This window comes from Bradyrhizobium sp. B039 (genome assembly GCF_038965675.1).
Lineage (GTDB): Bacteria > Pseudomonadota > Alphaproteobacteria > Rhizobiales > Xanthobacteraceae > Bradyrhizobium > Bradyrhizobium diazoefficiens.
Genome location: NZ_CP152416.1, coordinates 3,975,646 through 3,994,767 on the forward strand (window position 1 = coordinate 3,975,646; position 19,122 = coordinate 3,994,767).

Genomic DNA, 19,122 nt, shown 5'->3' on the forward strand with positions numbered 1-19,122 from the left:
TTACTTGATCTTGTCGTAGGCGGCCGCGAAATCGCCCAGCGGCATCGGGATCGCGATCGTCTCCTTGGCCATGTTCTGGAAGGAGACCTTCAGCTGCTTGCCCGACCGCAAGGCTGCGAGCAAGTCCGCCGCGATCGGCGTCGAGGCGTAGCAGCCGCGGTTCTCGCAGGTCTGGATCTGGAGGTCGACCGTCTTGCCCTCGTCGACCTGGAGCTTGGCGCCGATCGGAAGGTTGAGGCCGAGCGGCAGTTGCAGCAGTGCCACCGGCGTGCGGGTGTCGGGCGCGATGCGGATGTTGATCAGGACGATGGTCTGGCCGGTCTTGGTCAGCACCGCGTTCTGCTCCATCGCGCATTCGAGCGGCGCATCGCGGCTGACGCTGGTGCAGCGCACGACCCAGCCGGCCTGCTGCGCGCCGTCAGCCTGCGGCTGTGTCGGCGCCGGCGCGGGCTGTGCGGCCGGGGCAGGAGCCGCGTTCTTCTTGGCGCTCTGCTGGGCATACGCGGCACCGGTCGACAACAGGAGGCCGGCGGTAAGGGCGACAAGTCTGGATTGCATGGGCATGGCGAGACTGCGTTGACGTGAACCGGAAGCCTCGCTGTAGCGTCGCGGGAGCGGCGGCGCAAGCTTACTCGGCGGCCTGCTTGACGGTGCCGCGCGCGGGTGCCTCGTGGCCTTCGCCGTCATCCGAACGGCCCCAGCCCGAGAACCAATTGTTGAGCTCGTCGAGATAGAGATAGACCACCGGGGTGGTGAACAGCGTCAGCGCCTGGCTGACGATCAGCCCGCCGACCATGGCGTAGCCGAGCGGCTGGCGGATCTCGGCGCCGGTGCCGTGGCCGAGCATCAGCGGCACGCCGCCGAGCAGCGCCGCCATCGTCGTCATCATGATCGGGCGGAAGCGCAGCAGCGCAGCCTGGCGGATCGATTCCGCCGGCGTCTTGTGCTCGTCGCGTTCCGCGGCGATGGCGAAGTCGACCATCATGATGCCGTTCTTCTTCACGATGCCGATCAGGAGGATGATTCCGATCAATGCAATGAGGCTGAAGTCGAAACCGGACGCCATCAGGATCAGGAGCGCACCGACGCCGGCCGAGGGCAGGGTCGACAGGATCGTGATCGGATGGATGTAGCTCTCGTAGAGGATGCCGAGGATCAGATAGACCACGACGAGCGCGGCGAGGATCAGCAGCGGCACGGTGCCGAGCGACTGCTGGAATGCCTGCGCAGTGCCTTGGAAGCTCGAGTTCAGCGTCGGCGGCGCGCCGAGATCGGCCATCGCCTTCTGCACGGCTTCGGTGGCCTGGCCGAGCGCGACGCCCTGGGCGAGGTTGAAGCTGATGGTGATCGCCGGGAACTGGCCCTGGTGGCTGATCGAGAGCGGGCGGACCGGATCGGTGGTCCATGTCGCGAAGGTCGACAGCGGCACCTGGTCGCCGGTCAAAGGCGATTTCAGATAGAGCTTGTTCAGGCTCTCGAGACTGCCCTGCATCTCCGGCAGGATCTCGAGGATCACCTTGTAGGTGTTGAGCTGGGTGAAATACTGCGTGACCTGGCGCTGTCCGAAGGCGTCGTACAGCGTGTCGTCGATCAGCTGCGGCTGGATGCCGTAGCGTGAGGCGGTGTCGCGGTTGATCTTGAGCTGGACCGTGGTGCCCTGCGTCTGCTGGTCGGTCGCGACGTCGCGCAGCTCCGGCAGCGTCTGCATCTTGGCGAGGATCTTCGGTGCCCAGTCGTTGAGCTCGCCGAGATCGGCATCCTGCAGGGTGAACTCGAACTGCGTGCGGGTCGGCCGGCCGCCGAGCCGGACGTCCTGGGCCGCCTGCATGTAGAGGCGGGCGCCTTCGACCTTGTCGAACTGCGGACGCAGTCGCGCGATGATCTGCTGGGCCGATGCCTCGCGCTGGTTGCGAGGTTTCAGCGTGATGAACAGGTTGCCGTTGTTGCCGGCGCGGCCGCTGCCGCCGATCGACATGGCAACGCTGGCAACGTCGGGATCGGCCAGGATGATCTTGCCCAGTTGCTCCTGGCGTCTCACCATCTCCTTGAACGAGATGTCCTGCGAGGCTTCGGAGGTCGCCGTGATGAGGCCGACATCCTGCTGCGGGAAGAAGCCCTTCGGGATCAGGACGAACAGGTAGATCGACAGGCCAAGCGTGGCGAAGAAGATCGTGAGCGTGGTACGGCGCCAGGCCAGGGCATGATCGAGGATGTATTCGTAGCCCCGCAGCATCCCGTCAAAGGCGCGCTCGCTCCATTGGTAGAACTTGCCGTGGGTCACCTCGCCATGGGCGCGCAGGAAGCGCGAGGCCATCATCGGCGTCAGCGTCAGCGACACGAACATCGAGACGAAGATGGTCATCGCCAGCACGACGGCGAACTCGCGGAACAGACGGCCGATGATGCCGCCCATCAGCAGCAGCGGGATCAGCACCGCGACCAGCGAGATGCTGATCGAGACGATCGTGAAGCCGATTTCCTTCGAACCCTTGAAGGCGGCCGCCATCGGCGATTCGCCTTCCTCGATGTAGCGGGTGATGTTCTCGAGCATCACGATGGCGTCGTCGACAACAAATCCGACTGCGATCGTGAGTGCCATCAGCGACAGATTGTCGAGTGAATAGCCGACGACCCACATCAGGGCGCACGCGCCCAATAGCGCCAGTGGAACCGTGATGGTGGGAATGACGGTCGCCCAGAAGCTGCGCAGGAAGATGAAGATGACCATGACCACCAGGGCGATGGTCAGCAGCAGTGTGAACTGCACGTCCTCGACTGCGGCGCGGATGGTCGTGGTGCGGTCGCTGATGAGCTCGATCTTGATCGCGGGCGGAATCGCCGCCACGAGGCGGGGCAAGGTCGCCTTGATCTTGTCGACGGTCTCGATGACGTTGGCGCCCGGCTGCTTGAATATCACCAGGAACACGCCGCGCTTGCCGTTGGCCCAGGCCGCCTGCTTGGCGTCTTCGGCGCCGCTGACCGCCTGGCCGATGTCGCGGATCCGCAACGGACCGCCGTTGCGATAGGCGATGATGACGTCGTTCCAGTCCTTGGACTGGGTGAGCTGATCGTTGGCGTAGATCGTGTAGGCGCGCTTGTCGCCGTCGATATTGCCCTTGGGGCTGTCGACCGTGGTGATCGCGATCTGGCTGCGCACGTCCTCCATCGACAGGCCCTTGGCGACGAGTTTCGCCGGATCGACCTGAATGCGGATGGACGGCTTCTGCTGGCCGCCGATGAACACCTGCGCGACGCCGGAGAGCTGGCTGATCTGCTGGGCGAGCTGGGCGTCGACTGCGTCACTGACGCTGGTCAGAGGCAGCGTCTCCGACGTCGCCGACAGCAGCAGGATCGGCGCATCGGCCGGGTTGACCTTGCGATAGGTCGGCGGCGAGGGAAGATTCTTCGGCAGTTGGCCACTGGCGGCGTTGATGGCGCCCTGCACGTCATTGGCCGCGCCGTCGATGCTGCGGTTGAGGTCGAACTGGATGGTGATCGACGCGGTGCCCAGATAGCTCGTCGAGGTCATCTGGGCGATGCCGGGGATCTGGGCGAACTGGCGCTCCAGCGGCTGCGCCACCGACGAGGCCATGGTTTCGGGGCTGCCGCCCGGCAGGTTGGCGGTGATCTGGATGGTCGGAAAGTCCACCTGCGGCAGCGGCGCGACCGGGAGCAGGGGATAGGCGACGAGACCGACAAAGAGAATGCCCGCCATCAGCAGCGAGGTGCCGATGGGATAACGGATGAAAGGTGCCGAAATCCCGCCCGCGTTCATTCCTGTCGAACCTTGTTCTGGGCCGGATCCGAACTCGCCACCGCCGTCGAGACGAGGCTTCCGGGCTGCACCTTGAACTGGCCGCCGGTGATCACCTGCTGCCCCGGCGTGAGACCTTCGTCGACGACCGAACGTCCGTCGATCGCGTAGCTGACCTTGACCTTGTGCACTTCGGCCTTGTTGTCCTGGTTGACGGTATAGGCGTAAAGGCCGTTGGTCGAATGCTGGACCGCGTCATCCGGGACCACCGTCGCGTCCTTCAGCGTCCGCACCAGAAGCCGCGTCGAGACCGACTGTCCCGGCCACAGCGTGTGGTCCTTGTTGTCGAACACCGCCTTGAGCCGGATCGTCCCGCTGGTCGTGTCGACCTGGTTGTTGATGACGGCGAGCTTGCCCTCGGCCAGTGTCTTCTTGCCGTCGGTGGTGAACGCGATCACCTTGAGTGCCCCGGCCTTCTGGCCCTCGCTGATGTAGGCGAGCTGATCTTCCGGCGCGGTGAAGATCACCGAGATCGGCTCGACCTGCGAGATCGTGACGATACCCGTCTGCGTCGAGGCGTTGACGATGTTGCCGACGTCGACCTGGCGCAGGCCGGCGACGCCGGTGATCGGCGCCTTGATCTGGGTGTAGTCGAGCTGTGTCTGGGCATTGGAGATCGCGGCGTCGTCGGCGGCGATCTGGGCGGTTAGCTGGGCGACAGTGGAGCGCTGGGTGTCAACCCGCTGCGCGGTGGCGAATTCGCCGAGCTTCATGGCGCGCTGGAGCTCGAGATTGGCGTTCGCCAGATTTGCCTCGTCCTGCGCCTTCTTGGCCTTGGCCTGGTCGAGCGCGGCTTGATAGGGGCGGGGATCGATCGAGACCAGAAGCTCGCCCTCTTTGACGATCTGGCCTTCGGTGAAGGCGATCCTGTCGATCTGGCCGTCAACCCGGGGCCGGACCTGGACGGTGTTGAAACCCTGAACCGTGCCGAGACCGGTCAGGTAGACCGGGAAATCGACCTTCTGGACCGGCGCAACGCTCACGGGAACGGCGAGGGCGCGGGGCGGACCTTTTTGTGCCGTCTGGGTTTTTCCGGCATCCGACGAGCCGAATTTCTGCCAACCATAGTAACCCGCGGAGGCCACGGCCGCGATGATCAGAATCCAGAGGATCGGCCGTGTTTTTTTCATATCGGCTCGTGTCGGCTCTTGTGCCCTCAGTTACGAATTGTGGGGCAATCATTGGGTTCCAAGGCGCTTGTATAATACACGCCAAGTTCCAGTGTAAACAGCACTCTCGATCGGGAAACCTAAACAATTGGAAAGCTTTGCACGGCTTAGGCAACTCGCTGGCGCGCCGGTGTGCAGTGCTGCATTTTCCCGCCGCGAGCGATCAGCGTGCAAAAATGCGGCAATGCCCGTAGCCGGTGTGGGTGGCCGCGGCGAGTTGGGAACGAGGCTGGCGCAACACCCGGGCAGGAGCGTCGGGATGTGCGCGTTCCGAGAACGGTTCTAAATCGCGCGGGCGGTGTTTCGGTTGTCAGGAAAATCGGCATCGTTCATATCGGCGCGCCACAACGGGAGCGCAGGATGGACGAATTGAACGGCAAGCTGATCGCGTGTCAGATTCTGATCACGGGATTGATCGCCCGCGTCGCCAACGAGCAGCGCGACCCCTTGCGCTTCCTCACCGACTTCCGCGACGAGATCAAGGCGGTGGTGAAGGGAGTCAACATCGCCGGTATGGACAACACCGATCGCGTGCGTGCCGTTGCACAGAAGACTGTCGACGAATTGTTCTCTCTGATGAAGCCGCCGAGCAGCGATTGACGCTGCGCGCGCGATCGTTGATTTCGCGGCTTTTTTCGCGCTCGTTTTAGAACGACTCCAATCTCACTTTAGAACCGTTTGAAACTGTAGATTAGAATCGTTTTGATCTGGACTTATTCAAGCGTTCTCGCGGCTTGCCCGCATTGACCCACTATTTTGCCGTCGATACCAACAGCCCAATCGCTCATCGAAGTGAATGAGCGGACATGAAGATGGGGCGTGTTGTAATGGGGCAGGTGGTCGCACCGAAGTCGTTGCGTTCGGTCGCAGCATTCGATCTGGCGTATGAAAAGTCCGCGGGCATTTCCGGCAAGAAGGTCTCGGCAGTCGCAAGCCTGATCGCGGCGGCGTCGGTGTCGAGCGGCGCAGAGGCGCAGCAGTCGAACCTGCCGCCGGTGACGGTCGATGCTCCGGTCCAGCGTCCGCGCCCGACGGCCTCGAAGCCCACGCCGGATCAGGTCCGCGCCCGCAACGCGCTTCGCCGCGCCGCGCAGCGCCAGCAGGCCCAGCAGGCTGCTCCGGCGACGCCCTCCGGACCCGCCGACGCGGATCCCTATGCCGATCCGGCCGCGCCCTACAAGGTCGATCACGTGCAGGCCGGGGGCAAGTTTCCGGAGAAATTGGTCGATACGCCTAAGTCGATCACGGTTCTCAGCAAGGAAGTGCTCGAGGACAAGAACGCCACGACGCTGAAGCAGGCGATTCTCAGCACGGCTGGCGTGACGCTTGGATCGGGCGAGGGCGGCAATGCCTTCGGTGACCGCTTCTTCATCCGCGGCTTCGACGCGCGCAACGACATCTTCATCGATGGCGTGCGCGATGCCGGCGTCAGTGTGCGCGAGAACTTCTTCACCGAGCAGGTCGAGATCCTGCGCGGTCCCGGCTCGACCTTTTCCGGCCGCGGTGTCGCCGGTGGTGCGATCAACATCGTCACCAAGCAGGCGACGACGGCAAAGAGCTTCTACAACATGGACACCACGTTTGGCACCGACCAGACCAAGCGTGTCACACTCGACGTCAATCAGGTGATCGACCCGACGCTCGCCGTCCGCGTCGGCGGCCTGTTCCAGGATGCCAACGTCGCCGGCCGCGACTACGTCACCGACAATCGAAACGGCGCCTTCGTCGCCACGACCTGGAAGCCGACCGATACGGTCAAGGTCACCGGCAACTACATTCACACCGAGCTGACCGGCCGCCCGGATTTTGGCGTGCCATATTATCGGCCCAGCACGACGTCGACTGCCGGCGGTCCGTTTCCGGACTTCGGCGCCAATCGCAATAACTGGTACGGCTTCGTCAACCGGGACTTCTTCCGGACCGGCCAGGACATCGGCACAATCAACGCGGAAGTGCAGATCACCCCCGACCTGATGGTCAGCAACAAGATCCGCGCGTCCCGCTCGACGCAGAATTACATCGGTACGCTTCCTGAAGCGCCGAAGCTTGTCGATCCGCTCTCGGCCTCGACGCTGAGTGCAAATCCGCAGAGCCGATTCCAGGTCACGGACGTGTTCGCCAACCAGACCGAGGCAACTTACAAGTTCAACGACGATGTAGGCTTCAGGCACACCTTGCTCGGCGGTGTCGAGTATGATCGCGAGAGATCGTCGATCGACAGTTATACCGGCCTCAGCTCGGAGCTGACGACCGGCACGCCCTTCAGCGGCAGCGGATCGAAGACCGACGTCAGCGTATTCGCTCCGCAATATACCAATCTTCCCTTCGGGATTCCGAGCCTCACCGGCAGTCCCACCAAGATCGGCATCGACACCGTCAGCGGCTACGTCATGGATAGCGCAAACTATCGTGACTTGGTGATCCTGAACGGCGGGTTCCGCTATGATGATTACAGCATCAACACGCGGAAGGTCGGCAGTCCTGGCCAGCAATCGGCGGAGTTTCTAATTCCGAACTTCAACCTCGGCCTGACGTTGAAGCCGGCACCGAACGGCAGTGTCTATGTGGCGTATGCGACCTCGGCGAACCCGGTTGGTGCCGAATTCGACGGCACCAGCACAGCCTATGGCGGCCTCAACCCGAACCTGCCGGGCGGCAATACGCAGATATTCGGCCCCGAGAAGAACAAGGCCATCGAACTCGGCACCAAGTGGGAGCTGTTCGATCGTCATCTGCTTCTGACCGCGGCGCTGTTCCAGACCACGAAGGAGAACGCGCGCGAGTCGCAGAACGTGGGCAGTGCGGCCGCTGCAGCTCCTTTGGGATGCGTCTATCCGACCGGAACGAGCGGCAATATATCGTGTATCACCGCCGGAGCAGCCTACCGCATCCGCGGCATCGATCTCGGCGTCGGCGGCAAGATCACCGACAAGTGGAGCGTGTTCGGCGGTCTCGTGCTGATGCAGTCGGAAGTGACGCAGTCGCTGGCGCCGTCGGCCAACAAGGCGCTGTATCCGACCAATGTCGGGCGTCCGCTCGCCAACATCGCGCATGAGTCCTTCAGCTTGCTGACGAAGTACCAGCTCACCGACGTCTGGGAACTGGGTGGGCAGGCGGTCTACCGTTCGAAGATTTACGGCGGCACTTTGCTCGCGGCCAACCAGGGCACGTCGATTCCGAGCTATTGGCGTTTCGACATGTTCGCGGAGGCCAAGATCAACAAGAACTGGCAGGTCAAGCTGTTCGTGAACAACATCTTCGACAAGCGCTACTACGACGCGTTGTACCAGAGCGCGGCACCGTTCGTGCTGGAGGCTCCGGGCCGTGCCGCCTATGTGGTGCTCTCGGCGCGCTACTGATGGAGCGATAATCAGTTTCATGCTGACATGCATCGAAAACGTTCTCAGCAAGGATGATGTGGCGGATTTCCGCCGCATCATGGACGCCAGCGCATGGGAGGACGGCCGCTCCACTGCCGGCTCGCAGTCGGCCATGGTCAAGCGCAACGAGCAATTGCCGCCGGACAGCGAGGTCGCGCGCAAGCTCGGCAACCGCATCATCTCGGCGCTGACGTCGAACCCGCGCTTCATCGCGGCGGCGATCCCGCTTCAGATCTTCCCGCCGCTGTTCAACCGCTATGCGGCGACCAGCGGTCACCATTTCGGCCTGCATGTCGACAATGCGATCCGCGGCGACCGCCTGACCGGCCTTCGCATCCGCACAGACCTGTCGGTCACGCTGTTCCTCGCCGAGCCGGACGAGTATGACGGTGGCGAACTTGTGATCGAGGACACCTACGGCTCGCACGAAGTCAAGTTGCCAGCCGGCGACTGCGTGCTCTATCCCTCGACCAGCCTGCATCTGGTGACGCCGGTGACCCGGGGAGCGCGGGTTGCATCTTTCTTCTGGCTTCAGAGCATGATACGGGACGATCAAGCCCGGAGCATGATCTTTGACCTCGACACCGCGATACAGGCGCTGGTGGAACGGCTCGGGCGTGACGATCCCGAAACGGTCAAATTGACGGGTATCTATCACAACCTCATTCGCTACTGGGCCGAAGTATGAAGATCATGTCCTTCCAAGCAAGCCGTGCCGCAGTCTTGATGCTGGCGGCCGCCTGGCTCGCATCTCCGGTTTCTGCCCAGACACAGACCCCGCCTGCGGCCCCGGCACAGTCTACGGCCCGGCCGGCTCTGGTCCCAGCGGCACCATCGACGGCCGCGCCTGCCGCCCCGGCGCCTGCGGCCTCGACGGCGACCGCTCCCGCGGCACCGACGGCATCCCCCGCTCCGGCGACTGCGAAGCCCGACGCCGCGTCCGTTACCGCGCCGGCCATGAAGGAATTGTCGCCCTGGGTGATGTTCATGTCGGCGGACGTCATTGTGAAGGCGGTGATGATCGGGCTCGCCTTCGCATCGCTGATGACCTGGACCGTCCTCATCGCCAAGTCGATCGAGCTGTCGGTCGCGTCCGGCAGGCTTCGTTCGGCGCTGAAGAAGATCTCGGAGGCACGGTCGCTCGCTGAAGCGCAGATGGCGCTCGGCACCAAGGAGGGGATCCTGCCGTCCTTCCTGGCGGCAGCGCTGCGCGAGGCACGGATGTCGGCCGGCCTGTCCAGCGATGCCGGCATCAAGGAGCGCGCGGCCTCGAGCTTTTCCGAGATCGTGCGCGCAGAGGCGCGGCGCATCCGCATCGGCATGGGCGTGCTCGCGACCATCGGCTCCACGTCGCCCTTCGTCGGCCTGTTCGGCACGGTCTGGGGCATCATGAACAGCTTCATCGGCATCTCGAAGTCGCAGACCACGAACCTCGCCGTGGTCGCGCCCGGCATCGCCGAGGCGCTGCTCGCCACCGCGATCGGCCTCGTCGCCGCGATCCCTGCGGTCATCATCTACAATCACTTCTCGCGCGTGACGAAGAGCTATCTCGAGCTCGTCAGCCGTGCCTCGGGCGCGGCGGGGCGGCTGCTCTCGCGCGATCTCGATCGCAGCCACGGCAGCGTGCATTCGCGCGCGGCGGAGTGAACCATGGCCGTTTCGCTCGCAGACAACGATGATGACGACGACTTCTCGGAAACGCATGACATCAACGTCACGCCGTTCATCGACGTCATCCTGGTGCTGCTGATCATCTTCATGGTCGCAGCCCCGCTCTCGACGGTCGATCTGCCGATCGATCTGCCGACGTCGAGCTCGACGCCGCAGAAGAAGCCGGACAAGCCGACCTATCTCAGCATCAAGCGCGACCTGACGCTCGCCATCGGAGAGGATTCCGTCCACCGCGCCGAGCTGATCGGCACGCTCGACGGGCTGTCCGACATGAGCAAGGACAAGTACGTCTTCCTGCGTGCCGATCGCTCCGTGCCCTATGGCGAGTTGATGGGCGTCATGGAGCTGTTGCGCTCCGGCGGCTACACGCGGGTGAAGCTGGTTGCGCTCGAAGGCCCGCCCACGGCGGCGGGATCGGCCGCCGCCGGCGCGGCGCAGCCATAGGGGGCGTCATGTCCGACGTCGAACTCGAACCCAGACCAGCCCGGCGGCTTTGGATTTTGGCGGCGGTTGCGGCGCTCGCGCTCCATTTGGGCGGGGCCGCGCTGGCGCTCGCGAACCTGCGGGCCGACGATGGCGACGAGGGGCTGGGCGCTGCGGGAGCGGAGTTCGCGGTCGAGATGACGTCGCCGCCGGTTCAGGAGTCCGACAGGGCACCCGGGCCGACGGACTCTGAGGAGCAGGAAGAGCGCCCGGCGCTGCCCGAGCAGAAGGCCGAGGTCAAGGAGACGGATCTTCCACAGGATCGGCCGCAACAGGCCGAGGATCCCGATCGCCTCGTCACCGAGAACAAGCCGAAGAAGGAGCAGGACGACGATCCGAAGGTGGCCGCCGTCGAAACGCCGGCCATGGAGGCATCGCAGAAGTCGGTCGCCATGGAGCGCCAAACCTTTGAAGACGCCACGCGCGAGGCCGAGAAGGCGATGGCGCCGGTTCTCGGCATCGGCAAGGACATCCTGAAGCTGACGGCCGACTGGAACCGTAAGATCAGCGCGCACCTATCTGCGCACAAGGTCAACCCGGAGGGCAAGGAGCCCAATAACCAGACGGTAAAGGTGAGCTTCGCGCTCAACCGACGGGGGAACGTGATCTCGGTTGACGTCGTGGAGTCGTCCGGAGATGCGGCTTACGATGCCGCCGCGATCTCCATGGTCCACAAATCCGATCCTTTCCCGACACCGCCCGCCGCGCTGACCGAGGACCGGATCGAGCGCACGGTCCCCATCATCTTCAAGCCGCCGGACGAGAAGAAAAAGAAGAAGACGGCTCAGCGCCAGTAGAGCCGGATTCCGACATAGACCACGACCAGGCAGGCGAAGATCAGCGCCACCGGAAGCGGTCGCTTCTGGGTTCCACCGAGTGTCGTCGCCCCGAAGGCGGCAGACCTCTTCGGCTTCGGTGCCGGACGGCGGAAAGCGGTAACATTGTCCGCCGCCGTTTCAGGCGGGCGGGTGCGGACGTCGGGCGGGGTTCCGGCGCCGCCCATCTCGGCATAATAGGCCCGGTAGATCGCGCCGATGGTGGCTTCGGTAGCCTCGCCCTCGCTCATCTGCGCCAGCAGGTTCTTGTAGCTCGCGAGGAACTCCTGGGCTTCCGGCGGCAGCGCGGACGACCCGTTGAGCTTGGCCATCATCTTCCAGGTGGCAAAATCGGCGCGGGCTCGGGTGTCGGCGCGTCGCGCGATCAGCATATCGGCAGCTTTGACCAAGTCGGCCTCTGGCCCTTCGGCTTGTGTTCGGGTGTCGTAGTTCAACTACGCGTTGCCGGTCAGGAAGAGAACAGCCTGAATCACATAACCGGTCAACGTTCGCAGTATTGCTGAAATAACATCAAGATTTAGACCGAACTGCGAGCCCGCAAGCGGCAGCAGGATCAACAGGCCGATCAGGATCAGCATACCGAACGGCTCCAGCCGGGCCAGCGGCAGGGCGAGCGGCCGTGGCAGCAGCCCGACCGCGACGCGCCCGCCGTCGAGCGGCGGGATCGGCATCATGTTGAAGACGGCCAGGACGGCGTTAATCAGCAGCGCATTCTTGAGATTGTCGAAGATCCACTGCGCGGACCCCGCCGGCGCCAAGGGCAGGGCGTGGAGAGTGAGAGCCGCCGCCAGCGCCAGCAGGATGTTGGTCGCGGGCCCGGCCAGCGCCACCCAGACCATGTCGAGCCTGGGGTTGTTGAGCTTGCGGAAATTCACCGGCACCGGCTTGGCGTAGCCGAACAGGAACGGCGAATGCGCAAACAGCAGCATTGCCGGCAGGATCAGGGTACCGAAAGGGTCGATGTGGCGGAGCGGGTTGAAGCTGACGCGGCCGAGCTGCCAGGCCGTGTTGTCGCCGAGCCGATGCGCGACGAAGGCGTGCGCCGCCTCGTGGAAGGTGATGGCGAGCACCAGCGGCAGCACCCACACCGAAAGGTCATAAAGGGAAATGTTCACGGCTCGTCCGTCCCGGTTTGCCTGCGGCCTTGCAACCGTCCCAGCCAAACCGGCGGTGCAGCAACGCTTCAGCTCAAGATAGGGTGGCGGGTTCCGAAATACCACGCTGCAGATGACCGGCGGGCCGCCCCCGCCGTGCAGTCGTGCAAATTCATGCAGGAATCGTCGTCTGATATTGCGTCAGACCGTCGTCGAGGTTCAGCCAGGCGAGCTTCTCCGACACCCAGATGTGCTCGGTCGGCGCGAAGGCGTTGCGGTCGTCGAAGGTGGCGAGTGCTACACCGGCCAGCGTGCCGTTGCGTCGCCAGGCGAACAGGCGTGTGCCGCAGCGCTTGCAGAACACGCGGTCGATGTTCTCGGACGAGGCATAGCGCTCGGTCTCGCCCTCGACGGTCAGCGCACGCTGGTCGAATTGTGCGCGGGCGAAGTAGGGCGAGCCCATCGCCTTCTGGCACAAGCGGCAATGGCAGATGCGGACGTTGAGCGGCTCGCCCTCCGCCTTGAACCGCACCGCGCCGCACAGGCATCCACCTTCCCGGATCATGTCAGGCCACCCGCCATTCGTCGACCTGGCGCGCCATGCTCCAGTTGAGATTGTCGAGATCGCCATCCATGTTGGAATTCCCGCGTCTTGTGTTGGTGAAGGCTGCCCAGCAGAAGCCGCCATGGGTGCGCACGGCAATCGTGCTCGTGCCCGGCAGGTTGCCATTGTGCCACCAATTGTCTGACTTGTTGACACAGAAACCCTTGGCATAGTCCGGGCTGTAGCTGGGCGCGGTGGTCATGATCTCTATGGTGCGCGGCCGCAGGATGTTCGCGGGTCTCGTGTAACCGTCGACATGCATCAGGAACTGCACGAGATCCGCCGGCGTCGCGATCCAGCCGCCATGGGAATCCATCCGCCTCACTTTCATGTCGTAGGGATTTTCGCCCTGGCCGTAATAGGCGACCTCGCCGGTCTGGCGCTGCTCGCGCGTGTTGCCCGCGATGGTCATGTCGGTGACGCCGCAGCGCGCGAGCACATCGGTGCGGACGTGCTCGGCATAGGGCTGGCCGGTGAGCTTCTCGATCACGCGCCCGAGCACGCAATAGCCGAAATTGGAGTAGGCGTAGTGCTGGCCCGGCGGGCGGTCGAGCGGCCGGTTGGCCAGAGTCCAGGCGATCAGCTCGGCATGATCCATCCGCGGATGGGTGAACATGGGATCGCGGTTGTCGTTGCTCCAGCCGCCGGCGGTGTGGGTCAGCAGATGCTCGAGCGTGATCTGGTCAATGCCGGCGGAGTAGGGCGGCTGTCCGTAATCGGTGCCGAGCAACGCGCCCGGGCCGAACACGCGATCCGCCAGCTTGAGGCGGTTCTCCTCGATCAGGCGGAAGATCGTGACCGAGGTGATCATCTTGCTGACGCTGGCGATCCGGAACAGATGCCGCGGTGTTACGGCCTCGTTCCGCTCGATATCGGCAACACCGAAGGCGTCCTCATGGACAACAGTGCCGGCATAGCCGATAGCAACGGAGAGTGCCGGCACGCCGTACTTGTCCATGAAGCTGTGCGCGAGCCGCGCCATGGCGCCGCGCTCGGCGGGTGAGGGCGGGCGGATGTTCGGCGGGTTGGGCGAGAGTTGCGCGAACGTCGTCGACGACAGCAGCGGCAGCGCGCCCGCGCCCGCTGCGAGCTTCACGAAATCCCGACGCCCAAAATCCCGACGCCCAAGCCGCATGGTCCGCCCCTTCCAGGGGCGGCCAATGCTTCAGTAGGTCGCCCGTCCACCGGAAATATCAAACACCGCGCCGGTGGAGAAGGCACAATCTTCGGATGCGAGCCAGCTCACCATCGCGGCGAGCTCTTCCACCTGCACGAAGCGCGCTTTCGGGATCTTCGACAGCATGAAGTCGATATGCTGCTGCGTCATCTGGTCGAAGATCGCGGTCTTCGCCGCCGCCGGCGTCACTGCATTGACGAGGATGTCGTGCGCGGCGAGCTCCTTGCCGAGCGACTTCGTCAGCGCGATCAGGCCGGCCTTGGACGCCGAATAGTGCGAGGCGTTCGGATTGCCTTCCTTGCCGGCGATCGAGGCGATGTTCACGATCCGCCCGTATTTCTGCTTGAGCATTTCCGGCACGATCGCCTTGCAGCAGATGAAGGGGCCGTCGAGGTTGATGCGCAGCACCTTGCGCCATTCCTCGAGGTCAGTCTCCCAGACCGGCTTGTTGACGCCGGCGATACCGGCATTGTTGACCAGGATGTCGATCTTGCCGAAGGCGGCCAGCGTGGCATCGCGGGCCTGCTCGACGGCTGCGGTGTCGGTGACGTCGACCTTGAACACCTTGGTCTCGCCGCCGATCTCCTTTGCCGTCATCTCGGCCAGCGCGGCGTCGAAATCCCAGATCGCGACCTTGGCGCCGGAGGCGGCGAAGCGCTGAACGATGGCGCGGCCAAAGCCCTGTGCGCCGCCGGTGACGATGGCGACGCGGCCGTTGAGGTCGATCTTGTTCATCGAAAAATCCCTCTATCTGTCCCTCACGGTGAGGAGCGCGCGCTTGGCGCGCGTCTCGACCCATGGAGCCCGTGGCCCGTCCCTCGAGACGGCGCTTGTCGCGCCTCCTCGGGACGAGACGTGATCAGAGCATGTAGCCGCCGTCGACGACGAGGTCGACGCCGGTGGTGAACGCGCTCTCGTCGCTGCCGAGATAGACCGCCATGGAGGCGATTTCGTCGGCGGTGCCGAGCCGGCCCATCTTCTGGCGGGAGATGAACATCTCCTTGCCCTGCGGTCCTTGCGCGGCGGCGCGGTCGAGCATCGAGGGCGTCTCGACGGTGCCCGGGCAGATGCTGTTGCAGCGGATGCCCTTGGTGATGAAGTCGAGCGCGACGGCGCGGGTCAGCAGCGACACGGCGGCTTTCGAAGAGCTGTAGACATAGCGGTTGGCAGGCGGCCGCAGCGCGGCGCAGGACGAGATGTTGACGATGCTGCCACCGCCGCCAGCGAGCATGTCCGGCAGAAAGGCCCTGATGGTCCGGTGCATCGACTTGACGTTGAGATCGAACGAAAAGTCAAAATCCTCTTCCGAACATTCCAGGATGGTGCCGTGGTGCACGAAGCCGGCCGCATTGAGCAGGATGTCGATCTTGCCGACTCGTTTTGCAAAAGAATTGACGTCGGCGGTGTTGCGCACGTCGAGCTTTGCGGTTTCGGCGATGCCTTCCTTGGCAAGGCCCGCGATGCCGCTCTCGTTGATGTCGGTGGCGATCACGGTCGCGCCTTCACGCGCGAATGCGATGGCGCATGCGCGCCCGATGCCTGCTGCCGCAGCCGTGATGACGGCGCGCTTTCCCTTGAGGCGGTCTGCCATTTATTTGTTCTCCTTTGAATTTTTTGTCGTCATTCCGGGGCGCGCCTCTTTGCGCGAACCCGGAATCCATCAGGCCACAGCGTCGGTTGATCAATGGATTCCGGGCTCGCGACTTCGTCGCGCCCCGGAATGACAGTGTCAGTGATTATCCCGCGCCACTCCAAAGGTGCCGGCGACGTTCTGGTAGCGCGTGGCGAGCTCCATGCAGGCGCCGGTCGACTGCTGGCCGACGGTGTTGCGGTAGATCTCCTGCCACGGCGTCTGGTTCGGCGGATGCTTGAAGCCGCCATTGGCCTTGAGCTCGGCGTGGCGCTTCTTCAGCTCGTCGTCCGAGATCAGGATGTTGGCGCTGCCCTTGTTGAGGTCGATGCGGACCTTGTCGCCGGTCTTGAGGATCGCGAGGCCGCCATTGGCGGCCGCTTCCGGCGAGGCATTCAGGATCGACGGCGAGCCCGAGGTACCGGACTGGCGGCCGTCGCCGATGCAGGGCAGGGACAGGATGCCGCGTTTGATCAGCGCCGCCGGCGGCTGCATGTTCACGACCTCGGCGCCACCAGGATAGCCGATCGGGCCGGTGCCGCGGATGAACAGCACGCAGCGCTCGTCGATGTCGAGCGAGGCATCGTCGATCCGCGCGTGATAATCCTCCGGACCCTCGAACACGATGGCGCGGCCCTCGAAGGCGTTGAGATCCCCAGGCTTGCTGAGATAGCGGTCGCGGAATTCCTTCGAGATCACGCTGGTCTTCATGATCGCGGAATCGAACAGATTGCCCTTCAGCACCAGGAAGCCGGCGTCCTTCACCAGCGGCTTGTCGTAGGACCAGATCACGTCGTTGTCGGGCGTGGGCGCATTGGCACAGTTCTCGCCGATGCCGCGACCGTTCACCGTGACCGCGTCCTCGTGGATGCGCTTGTGCTTCATCAGTTCGCGCACCACGGCCGGCACGCCGCCGGCGCGGTGGAATTCCTCGCCGAGATAGAAGCCGGCCGGCTGCATGTTGACCAGCAGCGGCACGTCGTGGCCGACCTTCTGCCAGTCGTCGATCGAGAGCTCGACGCCGATGTGGCGCGCCAGCGCGTTGATGTGGATCGGCGCGTTGGTCGAGCCGCCGATCGCCGAATTGATCACGATGCAGTTCTCGAACGCCTTGCGGGTCAGGATGTCCGAGGGCTTGAGGTCCTCCCAGACCATCTCGACGATGCGCTTTCCGGTCTCGTAGGCGATCTGGCCGCGCTCGCGATAGGGGGCGGGGATCGCCGCACAGCCCGGCAGCGAGAAGCCGAGCGCTTCGGCCAGCCCGTTCATGGTCGAGGCGGTGCCCATGGTGTTGCAATGGCCGACCGAGGGCGCCGAGGACGCCACGATCTCCATGAACTCTTCATAGTCGATCTCGCCGGCGGCAAGCCGCTCGCGCGACTTCCAGACGATGGTGCCGGAGCCGGTCCGCTCGCCGGCATGCCAGCCGTTCAGCATCGGGCCGCCCGACAGCACGATCGCGGGCAGGTTCACGGTCGCCGCCGCCATCATGCAGGCGGGCGTGGTCTTGTCGCAGCCGGTGGTGAGCACCACGCCGTCGAGCGGATAGCCGTAAAGGATTTCGACGAGGCCGAGATAGGCGAGGTTGCGGTCGAGCGCCGCGGTCGGGCGCTTGCCGGTCTCCTGAATGGGATGGGTCGGGAATTCCATCGCGATGCCGCCGGCCTCGCGGATACCCTCGCGGACGCGGTGGGCGAGCTCGATATGGTGGCGGTTGCAAGGGGAGAGGTCGTTGCCGGTCTGGGCGATGCCGATGATCGGCTTGCCGGACTGCAGCTCGGCGCGGGTGAGGCCATAGTTCAGATAGCGCTCCATATAGAGCGCCGTCATGCCCGGGTTATGCGGGTTGTTGAACCATTCCTGCGAGCGAAGGTGGCGACGGGCGCCGTTACCGGCGGGCGCGTGCCCATTGGTTGGCTTTTTTGTCATTGGGTTCTCCTGCAATGCAACGCACTGGCGTCGGTCTTGGGGTGTCGGCTTGTGCGATGCCCAGCGGCGCTAGCGATGACCTGCCTTCCCGCTGGCGGGTCGTTTCCTCACAAATCCGATACTAGTCATGGCTACTTGGTAACGCTACCATTTTGTTCGCAGTGCCCGCACCTGACGCAGCCGGCCTGCCGTCCGGACGCCGCGCCGACGAGCTTTGCCGCTCGATCACCTTGAAGCCGAGATCGAGCACCGGCTGCTCCGGGCGCCGTCCGTCGATCGCCTCGATCAGCATGGTGGCGGCGGTCTTGCCCATCTCGTAGCGGTTGGTGCGCACGCTGGTCAGGGTGGGGACGGCGGAGGCCATGAATTCGAGGTCGTTGAAGCCGACGATCGCGATCTGCTCGGGGACGCCGATCTCGCGGCGCCGGCATTCGAACAGCACGCCGAGCGCGAGGTCGTCGTTGGCGCAGAACACCGCATCGAGGTCGGGCTCGCGTGCCAGGAGATCGGTGAACAGGGCGCCGCCGAGCGTTACGGACGTCGGCGTGGCGGTCGTGACGACGAGGCGTTGCTCGAACAGGGAGGCGTCCTTCATGGCCGAGACATATCCGTCCAGCCGCCGCTGCACCCGCGGGTCCATGCGCGCGCCGACGAATCCGATCTTGCGGTGACCTTGCGCGAACAGGTGGGCAACCGCGGCGCGCGCTGCCTCATAGTGGGAAAAGCCGATCATCATGTCGACCGGATTGGGCCCGATCTCCATGATCTGCACGATCGGACAGTCGGCCGCCTCCAGCATCGCGCGCGATTCCGCGGTCTGGTCGATGCCAGTGACGATCAGCCCGGCGGGCTTCTGCGCAAGAAACAGGCGCAGCAGCTTCTCCTCCTGGAGGATGCTGTAGCGTGTGTTGGACAGCTGGATCGAGTAACGGCCGCCTTCGGAGGCGTCATAGATGCCGCGCAGCACGTCGGAAAACACGTTGTTGGTCAGTGACGGAATCAAGACACCGATCACCTCGGTGCGTTGCGAGGCGAGCGCGCGTGCTGCCAGGTTCGGCACATAGCCGAGCTCCTTGGCCGCGCTCTCGACCCGCGTCCGCTTGGCGACTGAGAGCGCTTCGGGGTTACGGAAGAAGCGGGACGCCGTGATCGGGCTGACGCCGGCAAGCTCGGCGACTTCCGCCAGCCGGATTTTGCCTGACTTGGTGCGTTTTCGACCCATTGCTGCTCTTAACACAGTCACTGCCGCAAACAAAGGAACGTTGACAGCGCTACCAGCAACGACTAACCAAAGACAAATTGCCAAAACCGCACAAACTGCCGACAATGTCGCCT

General features: G+C 64.2%; 17 protein-coding genes. 6 read left to right on the forward strand and 11 right to left on the reverse strand.

Going from position 1 to position 19,122, the window contains the following annotated elements; genetic code table 11:
* From AAFG50_RS18380 to AAFG50_RS18390, 3 genes are all read right to left on the reverse strand, one after another.
* Positions 1 to 564, reverse strand: a complete 564-nt coding sequence (locus AAFG50_RS18380; RefSeq protein ID WP_028170949.1) for an invasion associated locus B family protein — start codon at positions 562 to 564, stop codon at positions 1 to 3.
* Positions 565 to 628: 64 nt separating this feature from the next.
* The gene (locus tag AAFG50_RS18385; RefSeq protein WP_011086679.1) at positions 629 to 3,775 is read right to left on the reverse strand and encodes a multidrug efflux RND transporter permease subunit; all 3,147 of its coding nucleotides are present in this window, start codon (positions 3,773 to 3,775) and stop codon (positions 629 to 631) included.
* Complete coding sequence (locus AAFG50_RS18390; protein WP_028170950.1) at positions 3,772 to 4,944, reverse strand: efflux RND transporter periplasmic adaptor subunit; 1,173 nt, start codon at positions 4,942 to 4,944, stop codon at positions 3,772 to 3,774. Before AAFG50_RS18390 ends, AAFG50_RS18385 begins: the two co-directional genes overlap by 4 nt.
* Positions 4,945 to 5,343: 399 nt before the next feature.
* On the opposite strand from AAFG50_RS18390, the gene AAFG50_RS18395 reads away from it, so the two are divergent.
* From AAFG50_RS18395 to AAFG50_RS18420, 6 genes are all read left to right on the forward strand, one after another.
* On the forward strand, positions 5,344 to 5,583 hold the full coding sequence (locus AAFG50_RS18395; RefSeq protein WP_028170951.1) for a hypothetical protein: 240 nt from the start codon (positions 5,344 to 5,346) through the stop codon (positions 5,581 to 5,583).
* A 227-nt stretch (positions 5,584 to 5,810) separates the two neighbouring features.
* On the forward strand, positions 5,811 to 8,342 hold the full coding sequence (locus AAFG50_RS18400) for a TonB-dependent receptor (protein WP_028170952.1): 2,532 nt from the start codon (positions 5,811 to 5,813) through the stop codon (positions 8,340 to 8,342).
* A 19-nt stretch (positions 8,343 to 8,361) separates the two neighbouring features.
* Positions 8,362 to 9,051 (forward strand): Fe2+-dependent dioxygenase, encoded by a 690-nt coding sequence (locus tag AAFG50_RS18405; protein ID WP_011086682.1) that lies wholly within the window; start codon positions 8,362 to 8,364, stop codon positions 9,049 to 9,051.
* Entirely contained in the window at positions 9,048 to 10,010 is a 963-nt protein-coding gene (exbB, locus tag AAFG50_RS18410) for a tonB-system energizer ExbB (RefSeq protein WP_028170953.1), read from the forward strand. Before AAFG50_RS18405 ends, exbB begins: the two co-directional genes overlap by 4 nt.
* Before the next feature lie 3 nt (positions 10,011 to 10,013).
* Entirely contained in the window at positions 10,014 to 10,478 is a 465-nt protein-coding gene (gene exbD / locus AAFG50_RS18415; RefSeq protein WP_011086684.1) for a TonB system transport protein ExbD, read from the forward strand.
* A gap of 8 nt (positions 10,479 to 10,486) precedes the next feature.
* The gene (locus AAFG50_RS18420; protein WP_011086685.1) at positions 10,487 to 11,314 is read left to right on the forward strand and encodes an energy transducer TonB; all 828 of its coding nucleotides are present in this window, start codon (positions 10,487 to 10,489) and stop codon (positions 11,312 to 11,314) included.
* Here AAFG50_RS18420 and AAFG50_RS18425 read toward each other — a convergent pair.
* The 8 genes from AAFG50_RS18425 to AAFG50_RS18460 form a co-directional block, all read right to left on the reverse strand.
* Positions 11,302 to 11,724, reverse strand: coding sequence for a hypothetical protein (locus tag AAFG50_RS18425; protein ID WP_011086686.1), 423 nt, complete (start codon positions 11,722 to 11,724; stop codon positions 11,302 to 11,304). The genes AAFG50_RS18420 and AAFG50_RS18425 overlap by 13 nt on opposite strands.
* A 63-nt stretch (positions 11,725 to 11,787) precedes the next feature.
* Positions 11,788 to 12,468, reverse strand: a complete 681-nt coding sequence (locus AAFG50_RS18430; RefSeq protein WP_011086687.1) for a site-2 protease family protein — start codon at positions 12,466 to 12,468, stop codon at positions 11,788 to 11,790.
* A 151-nt stretch (positions 12,469 to 12,619) separates the two neighbouring features.
* Complete coding sequence (locus AAFG50_RS18435; RefSeq protein ID WP_028170954.1) at positions 12,620 to 13,012, reverse strand: GFA family protein; 393 nt, start codon at positions 13,010 to 13,012, stop codon at positions 12,620 to 12,622.
* Position 13,013: 1 nt separating this feature from the next.
* Positions 13,014 to 14,147 (reverse strand): serine hydrolase domain-containing protein, encoded by a 1,134-nt coding sequence (locus AAFG50_RS18440; protein WP_231166697.1) that lies wholly within the window; start codon positions 14,145 to 14,147, stop codon positions 13,014 to 13,016.
* 69 nt (positions 14,148 to 14,216) lie between these two features.
* Positions 14,217 to 14,963: an SDR family NAD(P)-dependent oxidoreductase gene (locus tag AAFG50_RS18445; RefSeq protein WP_028170956.1), complete on the reverse strand. Its 747-nt coding sequence runs from the start codon at positions 14,961 to 14,963 to the stop codon at positions 14,217 to 14,219.
* A gap of 124 nt (positions 14,964 to 15,087) precedes the next feature.
* Complete coding sequence (locus AAFG50_RS18450) at positions 15,088 to 15,819, reverse strand: SDR family oxidoreductase (protein WP_028170957.1); 732 nt, start codon at positions 15,817 to 15,819, stop codon at positions 15,088 to 15,090.
* Between the two features lie 138 nt (positions 15,820 to 15,957).
* Positions 15,958 to 17,787: an IlvD/Edd family dehydratase gene (locus AAFG50_RS18455; RefSeq protein ID WP_028170958.1), complete on the reverse strand. Its 1,830-nt coding sequence runs from the start codon at positions 17,785 to 17,787 to the stop codon at positions 15,958 to 15,960.
* 121 nt (positions 17,788 to 17,908) lie between these two features.
* On the reverse strand, positions 17,909 to 19,009 hold the full coding sequence (locus tag AAFG50_RS18460) for a LacI family DNA-binding transcriptional regulator (RefSeq protein WP_028170959.1): 1,101 nt from the start codon (positions 19,007 to 19,009) through the stop codon (positions 17,909 to 17,911).
* Between the last annotated feature and the right edge of the window lie 113 nt (positions 19,010 to 19,122).